The organism is Qaidamihabitans albus (assembly GCF_016464705.1).
In the GTDB taxonomy this organism is placed as follows: Bacteria; Actinomycetota; Actinomycetes; order Mycobacteriales; family Pseudonocardiaceae; genus Qaidamihabitans; species Qaidamihabitans albus.
Genome location: NZ_JAEHOB010000010.1, coordinates 26,101 through 44,446, shown reverse-complemented (window position 1 = coordinate 44,446; position 18,346 = coordinate 26,101). Strand labels below are relative to the sequence as shown.

The 18,346-nt window shown below is 68.5% G+C and carries 11 protein-coding genes; 9 read left to right on the top strand and 2 right to left on the bottom strand.

Features of this window, described 5'->3' with window-relative positions; genetic code table 11:
- Nucleotides 1-140: 140 nt before the first annotated feature.
- The gene (locus tag JAP66_RS19540; RefSeq protein ID WP_199433239.1) at nt 141-350 is read left to right on the top strand and encodes a hypothetical protein; all 210 of its coding nucleotides are present in this window, start codon (nt 141-143) and stop codon (nt 348-350) included.
- Nucleotides 341-1,078, top strand: a complete 738-nt coding sequence (locus tag JAP66_RS19535; protein WP_199433238.1) for a hypothetical protein — start codon at nt 341-343, stop codon at nt 1,076-1,078. The genes JAP66_RS19540 and JAP66_RS19535 overlap by 10 nt, the downstream gene beginning before the upstream one ends.
- Here JAP66_RS19535 and JAP66_RS19530 read toward each other — a convergent pair.
- Nucleotides 1,061-3,331: an ATP-binding cassette domain-containing protein gene (locus tag JAP66_RS19530; RefSeq protein WP_199433237.1), complete on the bottom strand. Its 2,271-nt coding sequence runs from the start codon at nt 3,329-3,331 to the stop codon at nt 1,061-1,063. The genes JAP66_RS19535 and JAP66_RS19530 overlap by 18 nt on opposite strands.
- A gap of 62 nt (nt 3,332-3,393) precedes the next feature.
- On the opposite strand from JAP66_RS19530, the gene JAP66_RS19525 reads away from it, so the two are divergent.
- Nucleotides 3,394-4,377: a helix-turn-helix transcriptional regulator gene (locus JAP66_RS19525; RefSeq protein WP_199433236.1), complete on the top strand. Its 984-nt coding sequence runs from the start codon at nt 3,394-3,396 to the stop codon at nt 4,375-4,377.
- Between the two features lie 203 nt (nt 4,378-4,580).
- Here JAP66_RS19525 and JAP66_RS19520 read toward each other — a convergent pair whose 3' ends face one another.
- The gene (locus tag JAP66_RS19520) at nt 4,581-6,287 is read right to left on the bottom strand and encodes a GGDEF domain-containing protein (protein ID WP_210770407.1); all 1,707 of its coding nucleotides are present in this window, start codon (nt 6,285-6,287) and stop codon (nt 4,581-4,583) included.
- Nucleotides 6,288-6,499: 212 nt separating this feature from the next.
- On the opposite strand from JAP66_RS19520, the gene JAP66_RS19515 reads away from it, so the two are divergent.
- The 6 genes from JAP66_RS19515 (at nt 6,500) to ahcY (ending at nt 18,321) form a co-directional block, all read left to right on the top strand.
- Nucleotides 6,500-8,125, top strand: coding sequence for an alkaline phosphatase D family protein (locus tag JAP66_RS19515; protein ID WP_235999161.1), 1,626 nt, complete (start codon nt 6,500-6,502; stop codon nt 8,123-8,125).
- Between the two features lie 1,041 nt (nt 8,126-9,166).
- A complete protein-coding gene (locus JAP66_RS19510; RefSeq protein WP_199433233.1) occupies nt 9,167-10,870 on the top strand; it encodes a glycine/sarcosine N-methyltransferase in 1,704 nt (567 codons plus the stop codon).
- Between the two features lie 79 nt (nt 10,871-10,949).
- On the top strand, nt 10,950-12,149 hold the full coding sequence (gene metK / locus JAP66_RS19505; RefSeq protein WP_199433232.1) for a methionine adenosyltransferase: 1,200 nt from the start codon (nt 10,950-10,952) through the stop codon (nt 12,147-12,149).
- A gap of 122 nt (nt 12,150-12,271) precedes the next feature.
- Complete coding sequence (locus JAP66_RS19500; RefSeq protein ID WP_199433231.1) at nt 12,272-13,249, top strand: carbohydrate kinase family protein; 978 nt, start codon at nt 12,272-12,274, stop codon at nt 13,247-13,249.
- Nucleotides 13,250-13,251: 2 nt separating this feature from the next.
- Nucleotides 13,252-16,818: a methionine synthase gene (gene metH, locus JAP66_RS19495; protein WP_199433401.1), complete on the top strand. Its 3,567-nt coding sequence runs from the start codon at nt 13,252-13,254 to the stop codon at nt 16,816-16,818.
- A gap of 45 nt (nt 16,819-16,863) precedes the next feature.
- Nucleotides 16,864-18,321, top strand: a complete 1,458-nt coding sequence (ahcY, locus tag JAP66_RS19490) for an adenosylhomocysteinase (RefSeq protein WP_199433230.1) — start codon at nt 16,864-16,866, stop codon at nt 18,319-18,321.
- Nucleotides 18,322-18,346: the final 25 nt, after the last annotated feature.

Here is an 18,346-nt window from a genome sequence, read left to right as displayed (position 1 = left end):
ACTGGTTGCAGTCCTGACACCTGTAACCGTAGCCGCCGGTGACGCCGGCCGTGGGTACCCCCTGGATCACGGCCGCGTCGCTGAGCAATCCGTTTCCGGGTGGTCTATCGGTCTGGGGAGGCCCATGTTCGGCAGGGACCGTGGAAGCCGCGGCTGACATCGGACCCGAGGTCGAGTGCGCGGAGTGTGCGATCCCACGGCGCTGGACGCCGCCGGACGTGCTCTGGCTCGCCGACTCTCGGGGCGAGGTGTACTGCCGTGAATGTCTCGACGTCCTCGAACTGCTGGGGCAGTTGCTGGCCCGGGCATCCGGATGGCTTCAGGAAGTCGAGGACGAGCTGTGGAACTGAGGGAAGGTGAGCCCCGGGAGCGCCCGGGATATCCGGAAGGGGTCCGACTGTGGAGCGCGGCACTCGATGTGCGGGTAACGGCCCTGGACGCCGGCGACGCCTGTTTCCGGCTGGCACTTCGCCACCCGTACCACCGCCTCGGCGACGTGCCGGAGCTCTACCGGGCCGAGTCGATCGGGCCGTACGCCGGCGAGCTGACCCCGGACGAGCGGTGCCTGCTCGAACTCGACTATCCCCGCGGGGTGTTGCCGCACGCGGACGACCGGGCGCCGCACGGGCGTTTCGAACAGGCGCATGTGGCCGACTACGTGCAGGCGCTGCTGCTGGCCCACGAACGCCTGCTCGATCCGCCCGACGAGCGGGCCGGGCGGCGGCTCGCGGCCCGGCGGGCGCTGCGGCCAGAGGTCCGGCTGCACGTCTGGCGGGTCAGGTACCGGGCGCTGTTGCTCGCGGGTGCCGACCGGGCATCTGCGAGGGCACGCGCGGGCGAGCTCGCCGCGACGATCGTGGACTACGCCGGGCGACCGCTCGCGCGGGTCGTCCACGTGCGACCGGAGGGCGAGCCCGCCGGTACGTCTGCCGTGCGGGCGCTGCTGGCGGACTACGAGGCGGCCGGAACCGATGGCCCGGCCGAGACGGCCGGGCTGCTCGCCCGGTCGGCCTGCGACCTGTGGCGGGCGTTCCTGGGCCGCGCGACCGGGCGCGTCCTGTCAGTGCCCGGCGGGTGAGCGCGTTTCCGATTCGGTATGGGCCAGGGCCTGGCATGTGGGCGTCGGGTGGCCGGTGTAGTCGGCGACGTGGCCTTCGAAGAGGACGGTTCCGCCGTGCCTGCCGGGCCCGGGACCAAGGTCGATCAGCCAGTCGGCCTGTCGAATGACGTCAAGGTTGTGCTCGATGACGACGACCGTGTGGTCCTGCTCGACGAGGCTGTCGAGGACGTGCAGGAGCGTGTCGATGTCGTTCATGTGCAGCCCGGTTGTCGGCTCGTCGAGCACGTACGTGGTGGGCCGCGTTGCCTGCCGGAGCTCTTTGGCGATCTTGACCCGTTGGCACTCTCCTCCCGACAGCGTGCTCAGGGACTGGCCGAGGCATAGGTAGCCCAGGCCGACGGCGGTCAGCTGTCGCAGGGCTCGGGCGATGCCTTCGTCCGGCAGCTGGACGATGGACTGGCCGACGGTGAGGTCGTCGACATCGGCGATCGACAGGCCGTTCACGGTGTGGGCGAGGACCTCCGGGGTGAAGCGGCGGCCGTGGCAGGTTTCGCAGACGACCTCCTGGCCGTCCATGAACGCCAGGTCGGTATAGATGACGCCGAGCCCCTTGCAGTCGGGGCAGGCGCCCTCGGAGTTGGCGCTGAACAGGCCGGCGGGGACGTGGTTGTGCCTGGCGAACAGCTTGCGGATCGCGGGGGCGATGCCGGTGTAGGTGATGGGGGTGGAGCGGCGGTTGGTGCTGACCGGCTTCTGGTCGATCACGGTCGCGTCGTGCTGGGCCAGCAGCTCGTCGGCGAGGCTGGACTTGCCGGAGCCTGCGACGCCGGTGAGGACGGTCAGCACGCCTGTGGGGAACCGCACGGTGAGGTGCCGCAGGTTGTTGCGGTCGGCGCCCGCGACGGTGAAATGGCCCGTGGCGGGACGTGGGGCGAGCTTGAGCGGCCGGTGCCGGGCCAGGGCTCGCCCGGTCGGCGTGCCGGCGTCGCGAAGCTGGGCGAAGGTGCCTTGGAACACGAGCTGCCCGCCGCCCGCACCCGCGTCAGGCCCGATCTCGATGACCTGGTCCGCGTGAGCCATGACGGCGGGGTCGTGCTCGACGACGAGGACGTTGTTGCCGCTGTCGCGAAGCCGCTCCAGGAGCTCGATCACGGATTCCACATCGGTGGGATGCAGTCCCACGGTCGGTTCGTCGACCACGTAGGTCATCTCGGTGAGGCTGTACCCGAGGTGCTTGACCGTCTTGATCCGTTGTGACTCCCCGCCGGAGAGCGTCGTGGTCGCCCGCGAGAGCGTGAGGTAGCCGAGCCCGATCGTGATCATCGCATCCAGCCGGGCCGTCAGTGCCGCGACGACGGGCGCGACGCGGGCGGAGGTGATCGTGCGAACGAGGCCGGCGAGCTCGGTGATCTCCAGGCGGGGCATCTCGCCGATGGTGTGGTCGAGCACGGTGGCCGTTCGCGCGGCCTTGTTGAGCCGGTCGCCGGCGCACTCGGGGCAGGTCTCGGCCTTGGTGAACCGGCGGATCGTGTCCTGCTTGCGCTCCGACAAACTGTCCGAGGTGTGCAGGTAGATCCGCTCGAACCGCTCGACGACCCCCTCGTACTCCTTGGGAGGCTTACGGCCCAGTTTCGCCGCAGCCCGGCCGCCGTACAGCAGCGCCTCGCGTTCGGCCCGGCTCCACTGCCGAAGCGGGGTATCGGCGTCGAAGGTGCCGATGTCGGCGTACTGGGAGTACCAGTAGCCACCGTTACCGAACCCTGGCAGCCGGATCGCGCCGTCGGCGAGGGACCTGTCGAGATCCAGAAAGCGCTCGACCGCGCTGACCACCACCTCCCCGAGGCCCGAGCAGGTCGGACACATGCCGGCGGGCTCGTTGAAGGAGAAGTGGTTCGACTCGCCCAAATGCGGCCGGCTGAGTCGGGAGAACAGCAGCCGCAGGTAGGTCCAGGTGTCCGTGACCGTGCCGACGGTCGAGCGGGCGTTGCCGCCGCCGATCCGGCGCTGGTCGATGACGACCACCGGGGTCAGCCCCTCGATGTGCTCGACGTCCGGCCGGGTCCACTTCGGCAGCCGGTTCCGCGCGAAGGGCGGGAACGTCTCGTTGAGCTGGTACCCCGCCTCGGCGGCGATCGTGTCGAACACCAGCGACGACTTGCCCGAACCCGACACGCCGACGAAGACGACCAGCCGGTTACGCGGGACGTCGACGTCCAGGTCGGCCAGGTTGTTCGTGCGGGCCCGGCGAAGGGTGATGGTTCGCTCTGCCATGACCGGCAGGCTACGAGCAGATGTGGCCACATCCTGACCGCAACCGGTGCGATGATGGGGTGATGGCGGACGTCACCGAGCGCATGCTGGCCCTGCTGTCGGCCTTGCAGACGGGCCGGTCGTTCAGCGGGGAGGAACTGACCCGGCGGCTGGGCGTCAGCCCGCGGACCCTGCGCCGGGACGTCGATCGGCTACGCGGGTACGGCTATCCCGTCGAGACGCAGCCAGGCCCGGGCGGCTTCTACCGGCTCGCCGCAGGCCGGACGATGCCGCCGCTCGTCCTGGACGACGACGAAGCGGTGGCCACCCTGCTGGCACTCGCTTCGCTCGCCGCCGTCGGGCCGTCCACGGAAGGAGGGATCGACGATGCCGCGACCCGGGCCTACGGAAAGCTCGACCAGTTCCTGCCCGCCCGGCTGCGCCCCCGCGTGACGTCCATTCGCGCCAGCCTGGAGACCAGCCCCCAGCGGGCTCCGAACGTGACCGCCGACCGCTTCGGCCTCGTCGCCGAGGCCATCGCGCACCAGGAGACGATGACGTTCACCTACACGAACGCCCGTGGAGAGCGGACGGATCGGCGGGTGGAGCCATATCGGCAAGTTCACCATCTCCTCCGCTGGTACCTGCTGGGCTGGGACGTCGAACGTGAGGACTGGCGTGTGTTCCGCCTCGACCGGCTCAGCGAGCCCAGGCGAACCGGCCACCGCTACGCGGCGCGGCCACTGCCCGCCGACTCAGCAGCCGAGTACCTGCGGCAGGGACTCAACAAGGACAGGCAACCGGTGAGCCTTCTGGTCAAGGCCCCTGCCGCGGACGTCATCGACGCTCTGAAGTTGCAGGACGCCGAGATCCACTCCACCGGCGACCGGCAGACCAGCGTCAGCCTCGCGCTCGACTCCTGGCAGTGGCTGGTTCTCAACCTCGCCTTCCTGGACGCGGACTTCCAGATCAGCGCGGGAGCGCAGTTCACAGCCGCCTGCCGAGCATTCGGTGAACGACTCCTGGCCGCGACCTCCGCGACCTCCGCGACGGCCGCGGCACCGTAGGTCACTCGACTACCGGAGCAGTCGCGCGACTTCACCTCCGGAGCTATGCCTGTGGCGCGGGCTGGCGTATCGTGAAATGTGAAGCTATCGAAAATGATTTCATGTTTTGGGCTTGCCGGGCGCCCTTGCCCCCTCCGTGGGCGTCGCGGCATCTGGGGAGTGCCCCGGCGCCGAGCCCCCAGCGGTGCCGGGGCACTCATCACTCAGCCCGCCGGGCGTGCCCAGCTACCGGGGCGCTGGCGTGGTACGGCGCGCGGCCCGGCGCCGCGCAGCACCTCGAGGCGTTCGGAGCCGGGCCACCCGTTCACCCAGCTCGATCCGGTCACCGATTTCGCCTTCTTCTTCAGCGGCGCGAGCATGCGGGACACCTCGCGGTAGGAGCGGACCGAGGAACCGGCGCAGACGAGCGTGGCGAGCGAGATCGTCACCGGAAGCCCCTCGGCCGCCCAGCGCGTGTCCAGCAGCCGGTCGGCCATGGCTGTGATCTTGTCGACACCGCAGGCGATGAGGAAGTCGTCGCCGCCGACATGGCTCACCGTGATGTCGCCCAGTGCGGCGCTGATGTCGGTGAGCCGCCGGCCCAGCGAGCGGATGAGGTCGTCCCCGGCCGCGAATCCGACCGTGTCGTTGACCTTCTTGAACGAGTCGACGTCCAGCCAGCCGACGACCACCGGCTGGTTCGCGCCGATGCGGCGGTCGACGTCGCGGGCGACGGTGTCGCTTCCGGGCAGCCGGGTCAGCGGGTTGAGCGCCGCGGCCTCCTCGATCTTCACCTCGGCCATGCCGCGCACGATCTCGTTGACCAGCACGACGCCCTCGCAGCGGCCGTCCTCGTCGATCACCACGATGTCGTCGCTGGTGCGGTTCCAGTCCGCGTCCGCCACCAGGTCGAGCAGCTCGAGCGCGCCGGCGCCCTTGCGGATGACGTGTGGCGGGTCGGCCAGTCGCGCGGCCGGGCGGTTGGCGTGCAGAGCATGCCCGAACGGCCCGGTGACGGCGAGCAGGAACCGGGTTCGATCGATCGACCACTGTGGACGGTCGTGCTCGTCGACGCCGACGATCCCGGTCGGCGCCTCCTGGTCGACCAGCACCGTGCGGATCTGCTCGGACGTCGCGTCGGCAGGCAGGGTCGTGGCGGGCCGCAGGAAGTCGTCCACGCGGGGAGTCGCGGCCGGCGTGCCGGAGGGTGCTCCGGGCCGGGTCTCGGGTGTCGCCAGTGTGATCGTTCCGGCCGGCACCATGCCGTCCCGGGCGGGCGCGAACAGGTTTCCCTGTGCGATGCGGATTCCGAGCCGCCGCACGGTGTCGAGCTGGGCCTCGGTCTCGATGCCCGTGGCGACGAGGCGCAGGCCGGTGCGCGCCGCGTAGTGCACCAGCGATTCGACCAGTGCGACCGTCGCCATGTCGTCCGGTAACCGCCGCAGCGCGGTGCGGTCCAGCTTCACGAGGTCCACTCTGGACTCGGCGAGCAGGTTGAGCGGAAGATCACCGGCACCCAGCCCGTCGAAGGCCAGCCGGAATCCCAGCTCGCCGAGGCGGCGCAGGCCGGCGAGCAGGTGCGGTGACGGCACACCGTGAAAAGGCGGGCCGACCTCCAGCACGACCTCGCGGGGGCGGCGACCGGTACGGGCGAGCGCCTCGTGCAGCGGGTCCAGCGCCGCGGGGGTCGCGGCGACGGTGTGCGCGGTGAGGTTGAGATGCACGGGGAGCAGGGACGCGTGCGGTGCCTCCGTCAGAATGGCCCGTGCGGCGAGACCCGCGTCGACCTCCGCCAGCCTGCCCTGCCGCAGTGCCGAGCCGAGCAGATCACGTACCTGCCCCGAGGCGGGGCGGGCCAGGGCCTCGACCGCGATGACGCTGCCGGTGTGCAGGCTGTACAGCGGCTGGAAGGCGAAGCGGACCTGGTTCAAGGCGACTCCCACGCCTGCGTGCTCGGCTGTTGTCTTCTCGGACTGTCTTCTCGATCGCGGCAGAAAAGTAGCCCGATACTTGCACGGGGCAAGGCCGGAAATCAAGGTGGCGCATTCCGCGTCGCGGTTTCTAGTCCATCCAGTTGAAGTTCCGCTGAACGATCACCGATCAGTGCTGACATGCGGTACCTACTCGTGAAATGTATTCGCGTATGGACTCGTGGACTCGACGGGACGTGCTGCGCGCGGGCGGGGTGGCGGCCGTCGCGGGAGCCGGGCTTCTCGGCGGCGCCGCCGCGGCCGACACCGGACCGTTCGCATACGGGGTCGCCTCCGGCGATCCGCTGCCGGACGGCGTGCTGCTGTGGACGCGGGTGACACCCTCGGCAGGCGCGGCACCGGGGTCCGGCGCGGGCCCGGACGTGCGGGTGGGCTGGGAGGTCGCGCTCGACGACGGCTTCCGGACGTTGCTCGCGACCGGAACGGTGCCGACCGGAGCGGCCCGTGACCACACGGTCAAGGTGGACGCGCGCGGGCTCGCTCCCGCCACCTGGTACTGGTACCGGTTCCGGCTCGGTGGTTCGGTGTCGCCGGTGGGCCGCACGCGCACCGCGCCCGCCGCGGGCAGCGCGGTCGACCGGCTGCGGCTCGGGGTCGTCTCGTGCGCGAACCTGCAGGCCGGCTACTTCGCGGCATATGGCCATCTGGCCGCGCGGGAGGATCTCGACGCGGTGCTGCACCTCGGGGACTACCTCTACGAGTACGCGCCGGGGGAGTACCAGGCGCGTGACGTGGTCGTCCGGCCGCACGACCCGCCGGCCGAGCTGACCACGCTGGAGCACTACCGCCGCCGGCACGCGCAGTACAAGGCCGATCCGGATCTGCGGGCGTTGCATGCCCGGCTGCCGTTCATCACCACCTGGGACGACCACGAGTCCGCCAACGACGCCTGGTCCGGTGGCGCGGAGAACCACACCGAGCCCGCAGAGGGCAGCTGGACCGCACGACGGGCGGCGGCGCAGCGCGCCTATGCCGAGTGGATGCCGGTGCGCTACGAGCCGGGAACGCGGTTGTACCGGAGGTTCGGTTTCGGCGCCCTGGCGGAACTGTCGATGCTCGACCTGCGGACCTACCGCAGCCGACAGGCCGCGCACCCGCTCGACCCGGCGATCGGCGACCCGGCCCGTACGATCACCGGCGCCGAGCAGCTGCGCTGGCTCCGGGACGGGCTGGTGACCACGCAAGCGCAGTGGAAGCTGGTCGGCAACCCGGTGATGATCGCACCCGTCCGGTTTCCGTCCACACTGTCCACCAGGCAGCTGCGAGCGCTGTCCCGGCTCACCGGGCCGGTCGAGGGCGTGCCGTACAACGTGGACCAGTGGGACGGCTACACCGCCGACCGCGCCGAACTGTTCGGGGCGCTGCGTGAGTACGGGGTACGGGACACCGTCTTCCTGACCGGCGACATCCACTCGGCGTGGGCGGCGGAGCTGCCCGGCGACCCGCTGACCTACCCGCTGAACCGGAACTCGGTCGGCACCGAGCTCGTGTGCACGTCGGTGACCAGCGACAACCTCGACGACATCCTGCGAGTGCCGCCACGCACCGCCTCGCCCGCCGTGGAGGCGGCGGTCAGGGCGAACAATCCGCACGTCAAGTACCTCGACTTCGACTCGCACGGTTACTCGGTGCTCGAGGTCAGCCCGGCGCGGGTGCAGATGGACTGGTTCCAGCTCGCCGAGCGGACCGACCCCGCCAGCGGTGCGCGGCATGCCGTCTCCTTCGCGGTCCGCGCCGGAACGCAGCGGGTCGTCCGAGTCCGGGAACCGCTGCGGTAAATCGCGAGTCCCGCATTCCTGCCTGCGAGTTCCGCATTCGCTGTCGCGTGCGGAATTCGCGGGTCCGAATGCGGAATTCGCGGGTCCGAATGCGTAACTCGTAACGAACTGCGGTTGGGAATCGATATGCAATGGTGACCTGTTCGCCGGGAGGCTGCGATGCGGGACCGCACTGTGGGGTTTGCCGCAAAGGGCTTGCGGGGTAGCCGATTTTCAGTAGCCGGAAGGCGGGTGAGCGGTTTCGCTCACCCAAGGTGCCGGTGTGGTGCGGATCGGGTGATCGTCGCGGCGGGACAGGGCCGCACACCGGGGGTGCCCGAACGGGCACTGCCAGTGCTTTTCCGCGCGGTTGTTGATCGATGCGCAACGCGTTGCTGAATACGCTACGAACTCGACCGGCCGTGTGGTGTCAGGCTCACGGACTAAGAAAGCCTCGAAAGTTGCACCCAGGGCAACCTTGGGTGGTGGTCGCTGGGCCAAACGAGTGAGACCGTGGTCATGCCCACCAGAGCGCCAGGATTGCTGTCAAGGGTCCAACAGTGACCGGCCACCGCAGCGCGACTACCACCCGGTATGCGGTCTTCGGGCGGTTCCCGAACACGTGTGCGCGCTGCGCTCAGCGGTGCGGATCGCGTCCGGCGAAGTTATACGAGGGGTGAAACCGCACGTCACGCCATCGACCCATTGATTGGGTGCGCCCCTGCTCAATAGATTGACTGCAGGCGGTTCTCGCGGAGATCAACGTGGATGCACTGCGGAGGCCGTCGAAGTCGGGGTGAAGGATCGGGTAGCGTCGGGGCGGCCCTGCTCGATGTCCGGACAGCGCGCGAGGCGCGCGCCGGGCCACGAATTTTCACCGGCTGCGGACCGCGAAGCCGCGCGCGTCCGTGTGTGACTTTTTCGGCTCAATGGCTGCGGTGCGTGCGCGCCGTATTGCGGGTGAGGAGGAAACCGAATAGTGCCGTGACGCCGTGCCGCGCGGGACGCCAGCGCGCGTTCTGAAAAAGACCTGTGTATCCGGCCGCACCTGGAGGAAACGCAATGAACAATTCAACGCCCGGCCAAACGGACGTACCATCGGCTGGAACGGCCGATGCCGACGGAATCCAAGCTCATCCGGCGCAGGAGTTCGGTACCGACCCGCTGCTCGTCCGGGACACCGACCACTACACCAACGAGTACGTCAAGGGCTTCGTCGAGAAGTGGGACGACCTCATCGACTGGAAGAAGCGCTACGAGAGCGAGGGCCGGTTCTTCGTCGACCTGCTCAAGTCCCGTGGCGTGAAGTCCGTCCTGGACGTGGCCACCGGCACCGGTTTCCACTCGGTGCGGCTCATCGAGGAGGGCTTCGACACGGTCAGCGTCGACGGCAGCCCGGAGATGCTGGCCAAGGCGTTCGAGAACGGCATGAACTACGGCGGGCACGTCCTGCGTGTCGTGCACGCCGACTGGCGCTGGCTCAACCGCGACGTGCACGGTGAGTTCGACGCGGTCATCTGCCTCGGCAACTCGTTCACCCACCTGTTCTCCGAGCGGGACCGCCGCAAGGCGCTGGCGGAGTTCTACGCCGTGCTCAAGCACGACGGCGTGCTGATCCTGGACCAGCGCAACTATGACGCGATCCTGGACAACGGCTTCTCCAGCACGCACAGCTACTACTACTGCGGCGAGGAGGTCGTCGCCGAGCCCGAGCACATCGACGAGGGCCTGGCGCGGTTCCGGTACAGCTTCCCGGACAAGTCGCAGTACCACCTCAACATGTTCCCGCTGCGCAAGGACTATGTCCGGCGGCTGCTGCGGGAGGTCGGCTTCCAGCGGGTCGAGACCTTCGGCGACTTCCAGGAGACCTTCGCCGCCGACGAGCCCGACTTCCTCATCCACGTCGCGGAGAAGAACTACCTGAAGACAACGGACGACCGGCTGAACTACTCCGCCGCGGTCAATGTCGCGCGGGACTACTACAACTCCAACGACGCGGACAACTTCTACTTCAACATCTGGGGTGGCGAGGACATCCACATCGGGCTCTACGAGACGCCCGACGAGGCGATCGCGCCGGCGAGCCGCCGCACCGTGGAGCGGATGGCGAGCAACCTCACGTTCACCAAGGACACCCGCGTGCTCGACATCGGTGCCGGTTACGGTGGCGCGGCGAGGTATCTGGCCAAGACGTACGGCTGCAAGGTCACCTGCCTCAACCTCAGCGAGGTCGAGAACGACCGCAACCGCCAGTACAACGCCGAACAGGGCCTGGACGGGCTGATCGACGTGGTCGACGGGTCCTTTGAGGACCTCGACTTCGAGGACAACCACTTCGACGTCGTCTGGTCGCAGGACGCCATGCTGCACAGTGGTGACCGGCTGCGCGTGCTGCAGGAGGTCGCCAGGGTGCTCAAGCCGAGCGGTGACTTCATCTTCACCGACCCGATGTCCTCGGACGACTGCGAGAAGGGCGCGCTGCAGCCGATTCTCGACCGCCTGCACCTCGACACCATGGGCTCGCCCGCGTTCTACAAGCGCGAGCTCGGCCGGCTGGGCATGAACACCGTCACGTTCGAGGACCACACGCCGCAGCTGGCGACCCACTATGGTCGGGTCCTGCAGGAGACCGAGCAGCGTGAGGCGGAGATCTCCCAGAACGTCAGTGCGGAGTACCTGTCGCGGATGAAGGTCGGCCTGCAGCACTGGGTCGACGGCGGCCGCGGCGGCAACCTCGCGTGGGGCATCTTCCACGCGCGTGCCTGACAGACGTGCCGCACTGACGCGGAACACACCGACGAGACTGACGAAACCGACCATCGTTTCCGACAGATAGGGCGCCATTGTGACTGCTAACCGAAGGTTGTTCACCAGCGAGTCCGTGACCGAGGGTCACCCGGACAAGATGTGCGACGCGATCAGCGACACCATCCTGGACGCGATGCTGGCCGCCGACCCGCGCAGCCGCGTCGCGGTCGAGTCGCTGATCACGACGGGCCAGGTGCACATCGCGGGCGAGGTGACGACCGAGGCATACGTCGACGTTCCCGCCCTGGTCCGGGAGAAGGTCCTGGACATCGGCTACGACTCCTCGGCCAAGGGCTTCGACGGCAACTCCTGCGGCGTGAACGTCGCGATCGACGCGCAGTCTCCGGACATCGCCCAGGGCGTGGACACGGCGTACGAGTCGCGGCTGGAGAACGCGCTGGACGACCTCGACAAGCAGGGCGCCGGTGACCAGGGCCTGATGTTCGGCTACGCGTGCTCGGACACGCCGGAGCTGATGCCGATGCCGATCGCGCTGGCGCACCGCCTCTCCCGCAGGCTGACGGAGGTCCGCAAGAACGGCACCATCCCGTACCTGCGTGCGGACGGCAAGACCCAGGTGACCATCGAGTACAACGGCGACCAGCCCGTCCGGCTGGACACCGTGGTGATCTCCAGCCAGCACGCCGAGGGCATCGACCTCGACTCGCAGCTGGCGGTCGACCTCAAGCAGAAGGTCATCACCCCGGAGATCGAGTCGCTCGGGCTCGACGCCGAGGAGCCGAAGCTCCTGATCAACCCGACGGGCCGGTTCGTCGTCGGCGGCCCGATGGGCGACGCGGGCCTGACCGGCCGCAAGATCATCGTGGACACCTACGGCGGCATGGCGCGGCACGGCGGTGGCGCCTTCTCCGGCAAGGACCCGTCCAAGGTGGACCGTTCCGCGGCGTACGCGACGCGGTGGGTCGCCAAGAACGTGGTGGCGGCCGGCCTCGCCGACCGGGTCGAGATCCAGGTGGCGTACGCGATCGGCAAGGCGGCTCCGGTTGGCCTGTTCGTGGAGACCTTCGGCACCGAGAAGGTGGCGCCGGAGAAGATCCAGGCCGCGATCGACGAGGTGTTCGACCTTCGCCCGGCCGCGATCATCCGCGACCTGGACCTGCTCCGCCCGATTTACGCGCAGACGGCGTCCTACGGGCACTTCGGCCGGGGTGACCTCGACCTGCCCTGGGAGCGCACGGACCGTGCCGCGGCGCTCAAGGACGCGGCGAAAGCCTGAGTGGGCCGCGTTCTCCGTTTTCGGCTCCACATCCACGACCTGCGGTGGTGCGCCCGGTGGGCGCACCCCGCCGGGCGTGTGCGGAGCTTCCTCTTGCCTACGAGATCGAGGAGTGTGCCCGAATGCGCATCGCGGTAACCGGTTCGATCGCTACCGACCATCTGATGTCCTTCTCCGGCCGGTTCAGCGATCAGTTCGTCGCCGACCAGCTGGAGAGCGTCTCGCTGTCCTTCCTGGTCGAGCAGTTGGACATCCGCAGGGGCGGCGTGGCCGCGAACATCGCGTTCGCGCTGGGGCGGATGGGCCTCTCGCCGGTCCTGGTCGGCGCGGTCGGCAAGGACTTCGACGACTACCGTGCCTGGCTGGACCGGCACGGCGTGGACACCAAGTCCGTGCATGTGTCGCCCGACAAGCACACGGCCCGTTTCCTGTGCACGACCGACGAGACACAGAACCAGATCGCGTCCTTCTACGCGGGAGCGATGAGCGAGGCCAGGGAGATCGAGCTGCAGACCGTCGCCGACCGGGTCGGCGACCTGGACCTCGTGCTCATCGCACCGAACGACCCCGAGGCGATGCTGCGCCACACCGAGGAGTGCAGGCAGCGTGGCTTCACGTTCGCGGCCGACATCTCGCAGCAGCTGGCCATCATGCCGGGTGAGGACGTCCGCAACCTGGTCGACGGCGCCGCCTACCTGTTCACCAACGAGTACGAGAGTTCGCTGCTGCGCAAGCACACCGGCTGGTCGACGGACGAGGTGCTCGAACGCGTCGGCAGCTGGGTCACCACCTACGGCGGCAAGGGCGTGCGGATCGAGGGCAAGGGCCACGACCCGGTGTCCGTCGATGCCGTGCCCGGCGTCGACGAGGTGGAGCCCACCGGTGTCGGCGACGCCTTCCGGGCGGGCTTCCTGTGGGGCCTGAGCTGCAAGATGAGCATGGAACGGTCCGCGCAGGCCGGCTGCGTGCTCGCCGGGATCGTGCTCGAGTCCGTGGGGCCGCAGGAGTACCGGCTGGACCGTTCGGACTTCTCCAACCGCGTGGCCAGAGCCTACGGCAGTGACGCCGCGGCCGAGATCGAATCAAAGCTGCGAGTGTGAATATGGAGAGTGCGTTTCTCACCGAACTCGACCGGCGGGTGCTGGTCGCCGACGGTGGAATGGGTACCGCGCTGCAGGCCCATGACCTGACGCTGGACGACTTCGCCCAGCTCGAGGGCTGCAACGAGATCCTCAACGAAACGCGTCCCGACGTGGTGCGGTCGGTGTACCGGGAGTTCCTCGAGGCGGGTTCGGACGCGATCGAGACGAACACGTTCGGTACGAACCTGGCCAATCTCGCCGAGTACGGCATCGAGGACCGGATCCGTGATCTCGCGGAGAAGGGGGCCGTGCTGGCGCGGGAGTGCGCCGACGAATTCTCCACCCCGGACAAGCCGCGGTTCGTGCTCGGCTCGATGGGGCCCGGCACGAAGCTGCCCACGCTCGGGCACGCGCCGTACACCGCGCTGCGGGACGCCTATGTCGAGAACGCGCTCGGGATGCTCGAGGGCGGTATCGACGTGGTCCTGGTGGAGACCTCGCAGGACCTGCTCCAGACCAAGGCGGCGATCGTCGGCGCCAAGCGGGCGATGGCGCAGGTGGGCCGGCGCGTGCCGATCATCGCGCAGGTCACCGTGGAGCAGACCGGCACGATGCTGGTCGGCTCCGAGATCGGGGCCGCGCTGACGGCGCTCGAACCGCTCGGTATCGACCTGATCGGGATGAACTGCGCGACCGGTCCCGCGGAGATGAGCGAGCACCTGCGGGTGCTCGCACAGCATGCGCAGGTGCCGATCTCGGTGATGCCCAACGCCGGGCTGCCCGAGCTCGGCCCGAACGGCGCGGTGTACCCGTTGCGGCCGCACGAGCTGGCCGAGGCGCTGGCCGGATTCGTCACCGACTTCGGTGCGCGGCTGGTCGGTGGCTGCTGCGGCACCACCGGCGAGCACGTCCGTGCGGTGGTGGAGGCGGTGGCCGACCTGCCACCGAAGGTGCGGGAGCCGGAGATTGTTCCCTCGGTGTCGTCGGTGTACCAGGCGGTGCCGTTCGAGCAGGACGCCTCGATCCTCAACGTCGGCGAGCGCACCAACGCCAACGGTTCGAAGGCGTTCCGCGAGGCGATGCTGGAGGAGCGCTACGCCGACTGCGTCGAGATCGCGAAGTCGCAGACCCGCGAGGGCGCGCACATGCTGGACCTGTGCGTGGACTACGTGGGCCGCGACGGGACCAGGGACATGCGGGAGCTGGCGTCGCGGCTCGCCACGGCGTCGACGCTGCCGGTCATGGTCGACTCCACCGAGCCGGACGTCATCCAGGCCGGGCTGGAACATCTCGGTGGCCGGTGCGCGGTCAACTCGGTGAACTACGAGGACGGCACCGAGCCGGGCGGCCGGTTCCAGCGGGTGATGGAGATGGTGGTCGAGCACGGCGCGACCGTGGTCGTCACCTGCATCGACGAGGAGGGCCAGGCGCGCACGGCGGACTGGAAGCTCGGCGTCGCCGAGCGCATGATCGAGGACCTTACGACCAACTGGGGTCTCGACAAGTCGGCGATCATCATCGACTGCCTCGTCTTCCCGATCACCACGGGGCAGGAGGAGGTCCGCAGGGACGGCATCGAGACGATCAACGCGATCCGGGAGCTGAAGCGACGGCACCCGGACGTGCAGACCACGCTCGGCCTTTCCAACGTCTCGTTCGGGCTCAACCCGGCGGCGCGCCAGGTGCTCAACTCGGTGTTCCTGCACGAGTGCCGGGAGGCCGGGCTCGACTCGGCGATCGTGAACTCGTCGAAGATCCTCCCGATGAACAAGATCGACGAGGAGCAGCGGCAGGTCGCGCTCGACCTGATCTACGACCGGCGCACCGCGGAGACCGAGGGCGAGGACGCCTACGACCCGCTGCAGAAGCTGATGTCGCTGTTCGAGGGCAAGACGACCTCCTCGAGCCGCGAGTCGCGGGCCGAGGAGCTGGCCAAGCTGCCGTTGTTCGAGCGGCTGGAGAAGCGCATCGTCGACGGCGAGCGCAACGGGCTCGACGAGGATCTGGAAGCGGCGATGCAGGAGAAGCCGCCGCTGCAGATCATCAACGAGAATCTCCTCGCGGGGATGAAGGTCGTCGGCGACCTGTTCGGCTCGGGTCAGATGCAGCTGCCGTTCGTGCTCCAGTCGGCGGAGGTGATGAAGGCCGCCGTCGCCCACCTTGAGCCGTACATGGAGAAGGACGACTCCGGCGGGAAGGGCAAGCTGCTGCTCGCGACGGTCAAGGGCGATGTGCACGACATCGGCAAGAACCTCGTGGACATCATCGTGTCCAACAACGGCTACGACGTCGTGAACATCGGCATCAAGCAGCCGATCAACGCGATCCTCGAGGCCGCCGAGGAGCACAAGGTCGACGCCATCGGCATGTCCGGCCTGCTGGTCAAGTCCACGGTCATCATGAAGGACAACCTGCGGGAGATGAACTCGCGCGGCCTCGCGCAGAAGTACCCCGTGATGCTCGGCGGCGCGGCGCTGACCCGCACGTTCGTCGAGAACGACCTCGATGAGGTGTACGAGGGTGACGTCCGCTACGCCAAGGACGCCTTCGAGGGGCTCAACCTGATGGATCGCCTGATGGCGATCAAACGGGGGGAGACGCCGGAGGAGGACGCGGCGGAGCAGGAGAAGAAGGCCGAGCGCAAGGCGCGGCGGGAGCGTTCGCTGCGGATCGCCGAGAAGCGCAAGGCGGAGCAGGGCGACGAACCGAGCGTCGAGGACACAACGAGGTCCGATGTGGACGCCGATGTGCCGGTACCGACGCCCGCGTTCTGGGGCTCGAAGGTGGTCAAGGGTGTTCCGGTCGCCGACTACCTTTCGCTGCTTGACGAGCGCGCCACGTTCTTCGGTCAGTGGGGCCTGCGTGGCGCGAAGAAGGGCGAGGGACCGTCCTATGAGGAGCTTGTCGAGTCCGAGGGAAGGCCGCGCCTGCGGGCGTGGATCGACGAGCTCTCGACGGCCGGGATCCTGCAGCACGCGGCACTGGTGTACGGCTACTTCCCGTGCATCTCCGAGGGCAACGACCTGATCGTGCTCGACAAGGACGAGCCGGACGCACCCGAGCGGCTGCGGTTCCGCTTCCCGAGGCAGCGGCGGGACCGGCGGCTCTGCCTCGCCGACTTCTACCGTTCGCGGGAGAAGGCGGAGGAGACCGGCGGCGTGGACGTCCTGCCGCTGCAGCTGGTCACGATGGGCCAGCCGATCGCCGACTACGCCAACGAGCTGTTCGCCAGGAACGCCTACCGGGACTACCTGGAGATCCACGGCATCGGCGTGCAGCTGACCGAGGCGCTCGCCGAGTACTGGCATCGCCGCATCCGGCAGGAGCTGCAGTTCTCCTCCGGTGCGTCGGTGGCCGCGGAGGACCCGGACGACGTGCAGCAGTTCTTCAAGCTCGGCTACCGGGGCGCGCGGTTCTCCCTGGGCTACGGTGCGTGCCCGGACCTGGAGGACCGGGCGAAGATCGTGGACCTGCTCGAGGCCGAGCGGATCGGGGTGGAGCTGTCCGAGGAGTTCCAGCTGCACCCGGAGCAGTCCACGGACGCGATCGTCGCGCACCATCCGGAAGCGAAATACTTCAACACCTGACAGATCACGACCGTTGCACAACCCCGCAACAAGGGAAAGGAAGCCATGAGCGCGAAGTTGCAGAAGGTGGGCGGCCTCGAATTCGCCGTCGCCGACCTGAAGCTGGCCGAGGCCGGCCGGCACCAGATCCGGCTGGCGGAGCACGAGATGCCCGGTCTGATGGCGACTCGCCGGGAGTTCGCGGATTCGAAGCCGCTGAAGGGCGCCCGGGTGGCGGGTTCGCTGCACATGACGGTGCAGACCGCGGTGCTGATCGAGACGCTCGTCGAGCTCGGCGCCGAGGTGCGCTGGGTCTCCTGCAACATCTTCTCCACCCAGGACGAGGCCGCCGCGGCCGTCGTCGTGGGCCCGAACGGCACGCCGGAGAAGCCCGAGGGCGTCTCGGTGTTCGCCTGGAAGGGCGAGACGCTGGAGGAGTACTGGTGGTGCACCGACCAGCTCTTCCAGTTCGGTGACAAGGGCCCGAACATGATCCTGGACGACGGCGGGGACGCGACCCTGCTCGTGCACAAGGGCGTCGAGTTCGAGACCGCGGGTGCCGTGCCCGAGACCGCCGAGGACGACCCGGACGAGTACAAGGTCGTCCTGGCCACGCTGCGGAAGAGCCTGGCGGCCGACACGAAGCGGTTCACCAAGATCGCCGAGGAGATCAAGGGGGTCACCGAGGAGACCACCACCGGTGTGCACCGGCTCTACGAGTTCGCGAAGTCCGGGGAGCTGCTGTTCCCGGCGATCAACGTGAACGACTCGGTGACCAAGTCGAAGTTCGACAACAAGTACGGCTGCCGGCACTCCCTGGTGGACGGGATCAACCGGGCGACCGACACGCTGATCGGCGGCAAGGTCGCCGTCATCGCCGGTTTCGGTGACGTCGGCAAGGGCTCCGCGGAGTCACTGCGCGGCCAGGGCGCCAGGGTGATCGTCACCGAGATCGACCCGATCTGCGCGTTGCAGGCCGCGATGGAGGGCTACGAGGTCGCCCGCATCGAGGACGTGATCGAGACGGCGGACATCTTCATCACGACCACCGGCAACTTCAACATCATCACCGCCGACCACATGGCGAAGATGAAGCACCAGGCCATCGTGGGCAACATCGGCCACTTCGACAACGAGATCGACATGGCCGGCCTCGAGAAGACCCCGGGCATCAAGAAGGTCGAGATCAAGCCGCAGGTGCACGAGTACGTCTTCCCGGACGGCCACTCGATCATCGTGCTGTCCGAGGGCAGGCTGCTCAACCTCGGCAACGCCACCGGGCACCCGAGCTTCGTGATGTCGAACAGCTTCACCAACCAGGTGATCGCCCAGATCGAGCTGTTCACCAAGCCGGGCGAGTACGACAAGCAGGTGTACGTGCTGCCCAAGCACCTCGACGAGAAGGTCGCCCGCATGCACCTCGACGCGCTCGGCGTCAGGCTGACCGAGCTCACCAAGGAGCAGGCCGACTACATCGGTGTCGACGTGGCGGGCCCCTACAAGCCCGACCACTACCGCTACTGATCCTCGCGTCGTGTCCGCGCCCTGT

Excerpts from the sequence above, each read along its gene's own strand:
- JAP66_RS19525 (WP_199433236.1), top strand. The coding sequence starts at position 3,394 with ATGGCGGACGTCACCGAGCGCATGCTGGCCCTGCTGTCGGCCTTGCAG.
- JAP66_RS19510 (WP_199433233.1), top strand. The coding sequence starts at position 9,167 with ATGAACAATTCAACGCCCGGCCAAACGGACGTACCATCGGCTGGAACG.
- JAP66_RS19500 (WP_199433231.1), top strand. The coding sequence starts at position 12,272 with ATGCGCATCGCGGTAACCGGTTCGATCGCTACCGACCATCTGATGTCC.
- JAP66_RS19515 (WP_235999161.1), top strand. The coding sequence starts at position 6,500 with ATGGACTCGTGGACTCGACGGGACGTGCTGCGCGCGGGCGGGGTGGCG.
- ahcY (WP_199433230.1), top strand. The coding sequence starts at position 16,864 with ATGAGCGCGAAGTTGCAGAAGGTGGGCGGCCTCGAATTCGCCGTCGCC.
- metH (WP_199433401.1), top strand. The coding sequence starts at position 13,252 with ATGGAGAGTGCGTTTCTCACCGAACTCGACCGGCGGGTGCTGGTCGCC.
- JAP66_RS19530 (WP_199433237.1), bottom strand. The coding sequence starts at position 3,331 with ATGGCAGAGCGAACCATCACCCTTCGCCGGGCCCGCACGAACAACCTG.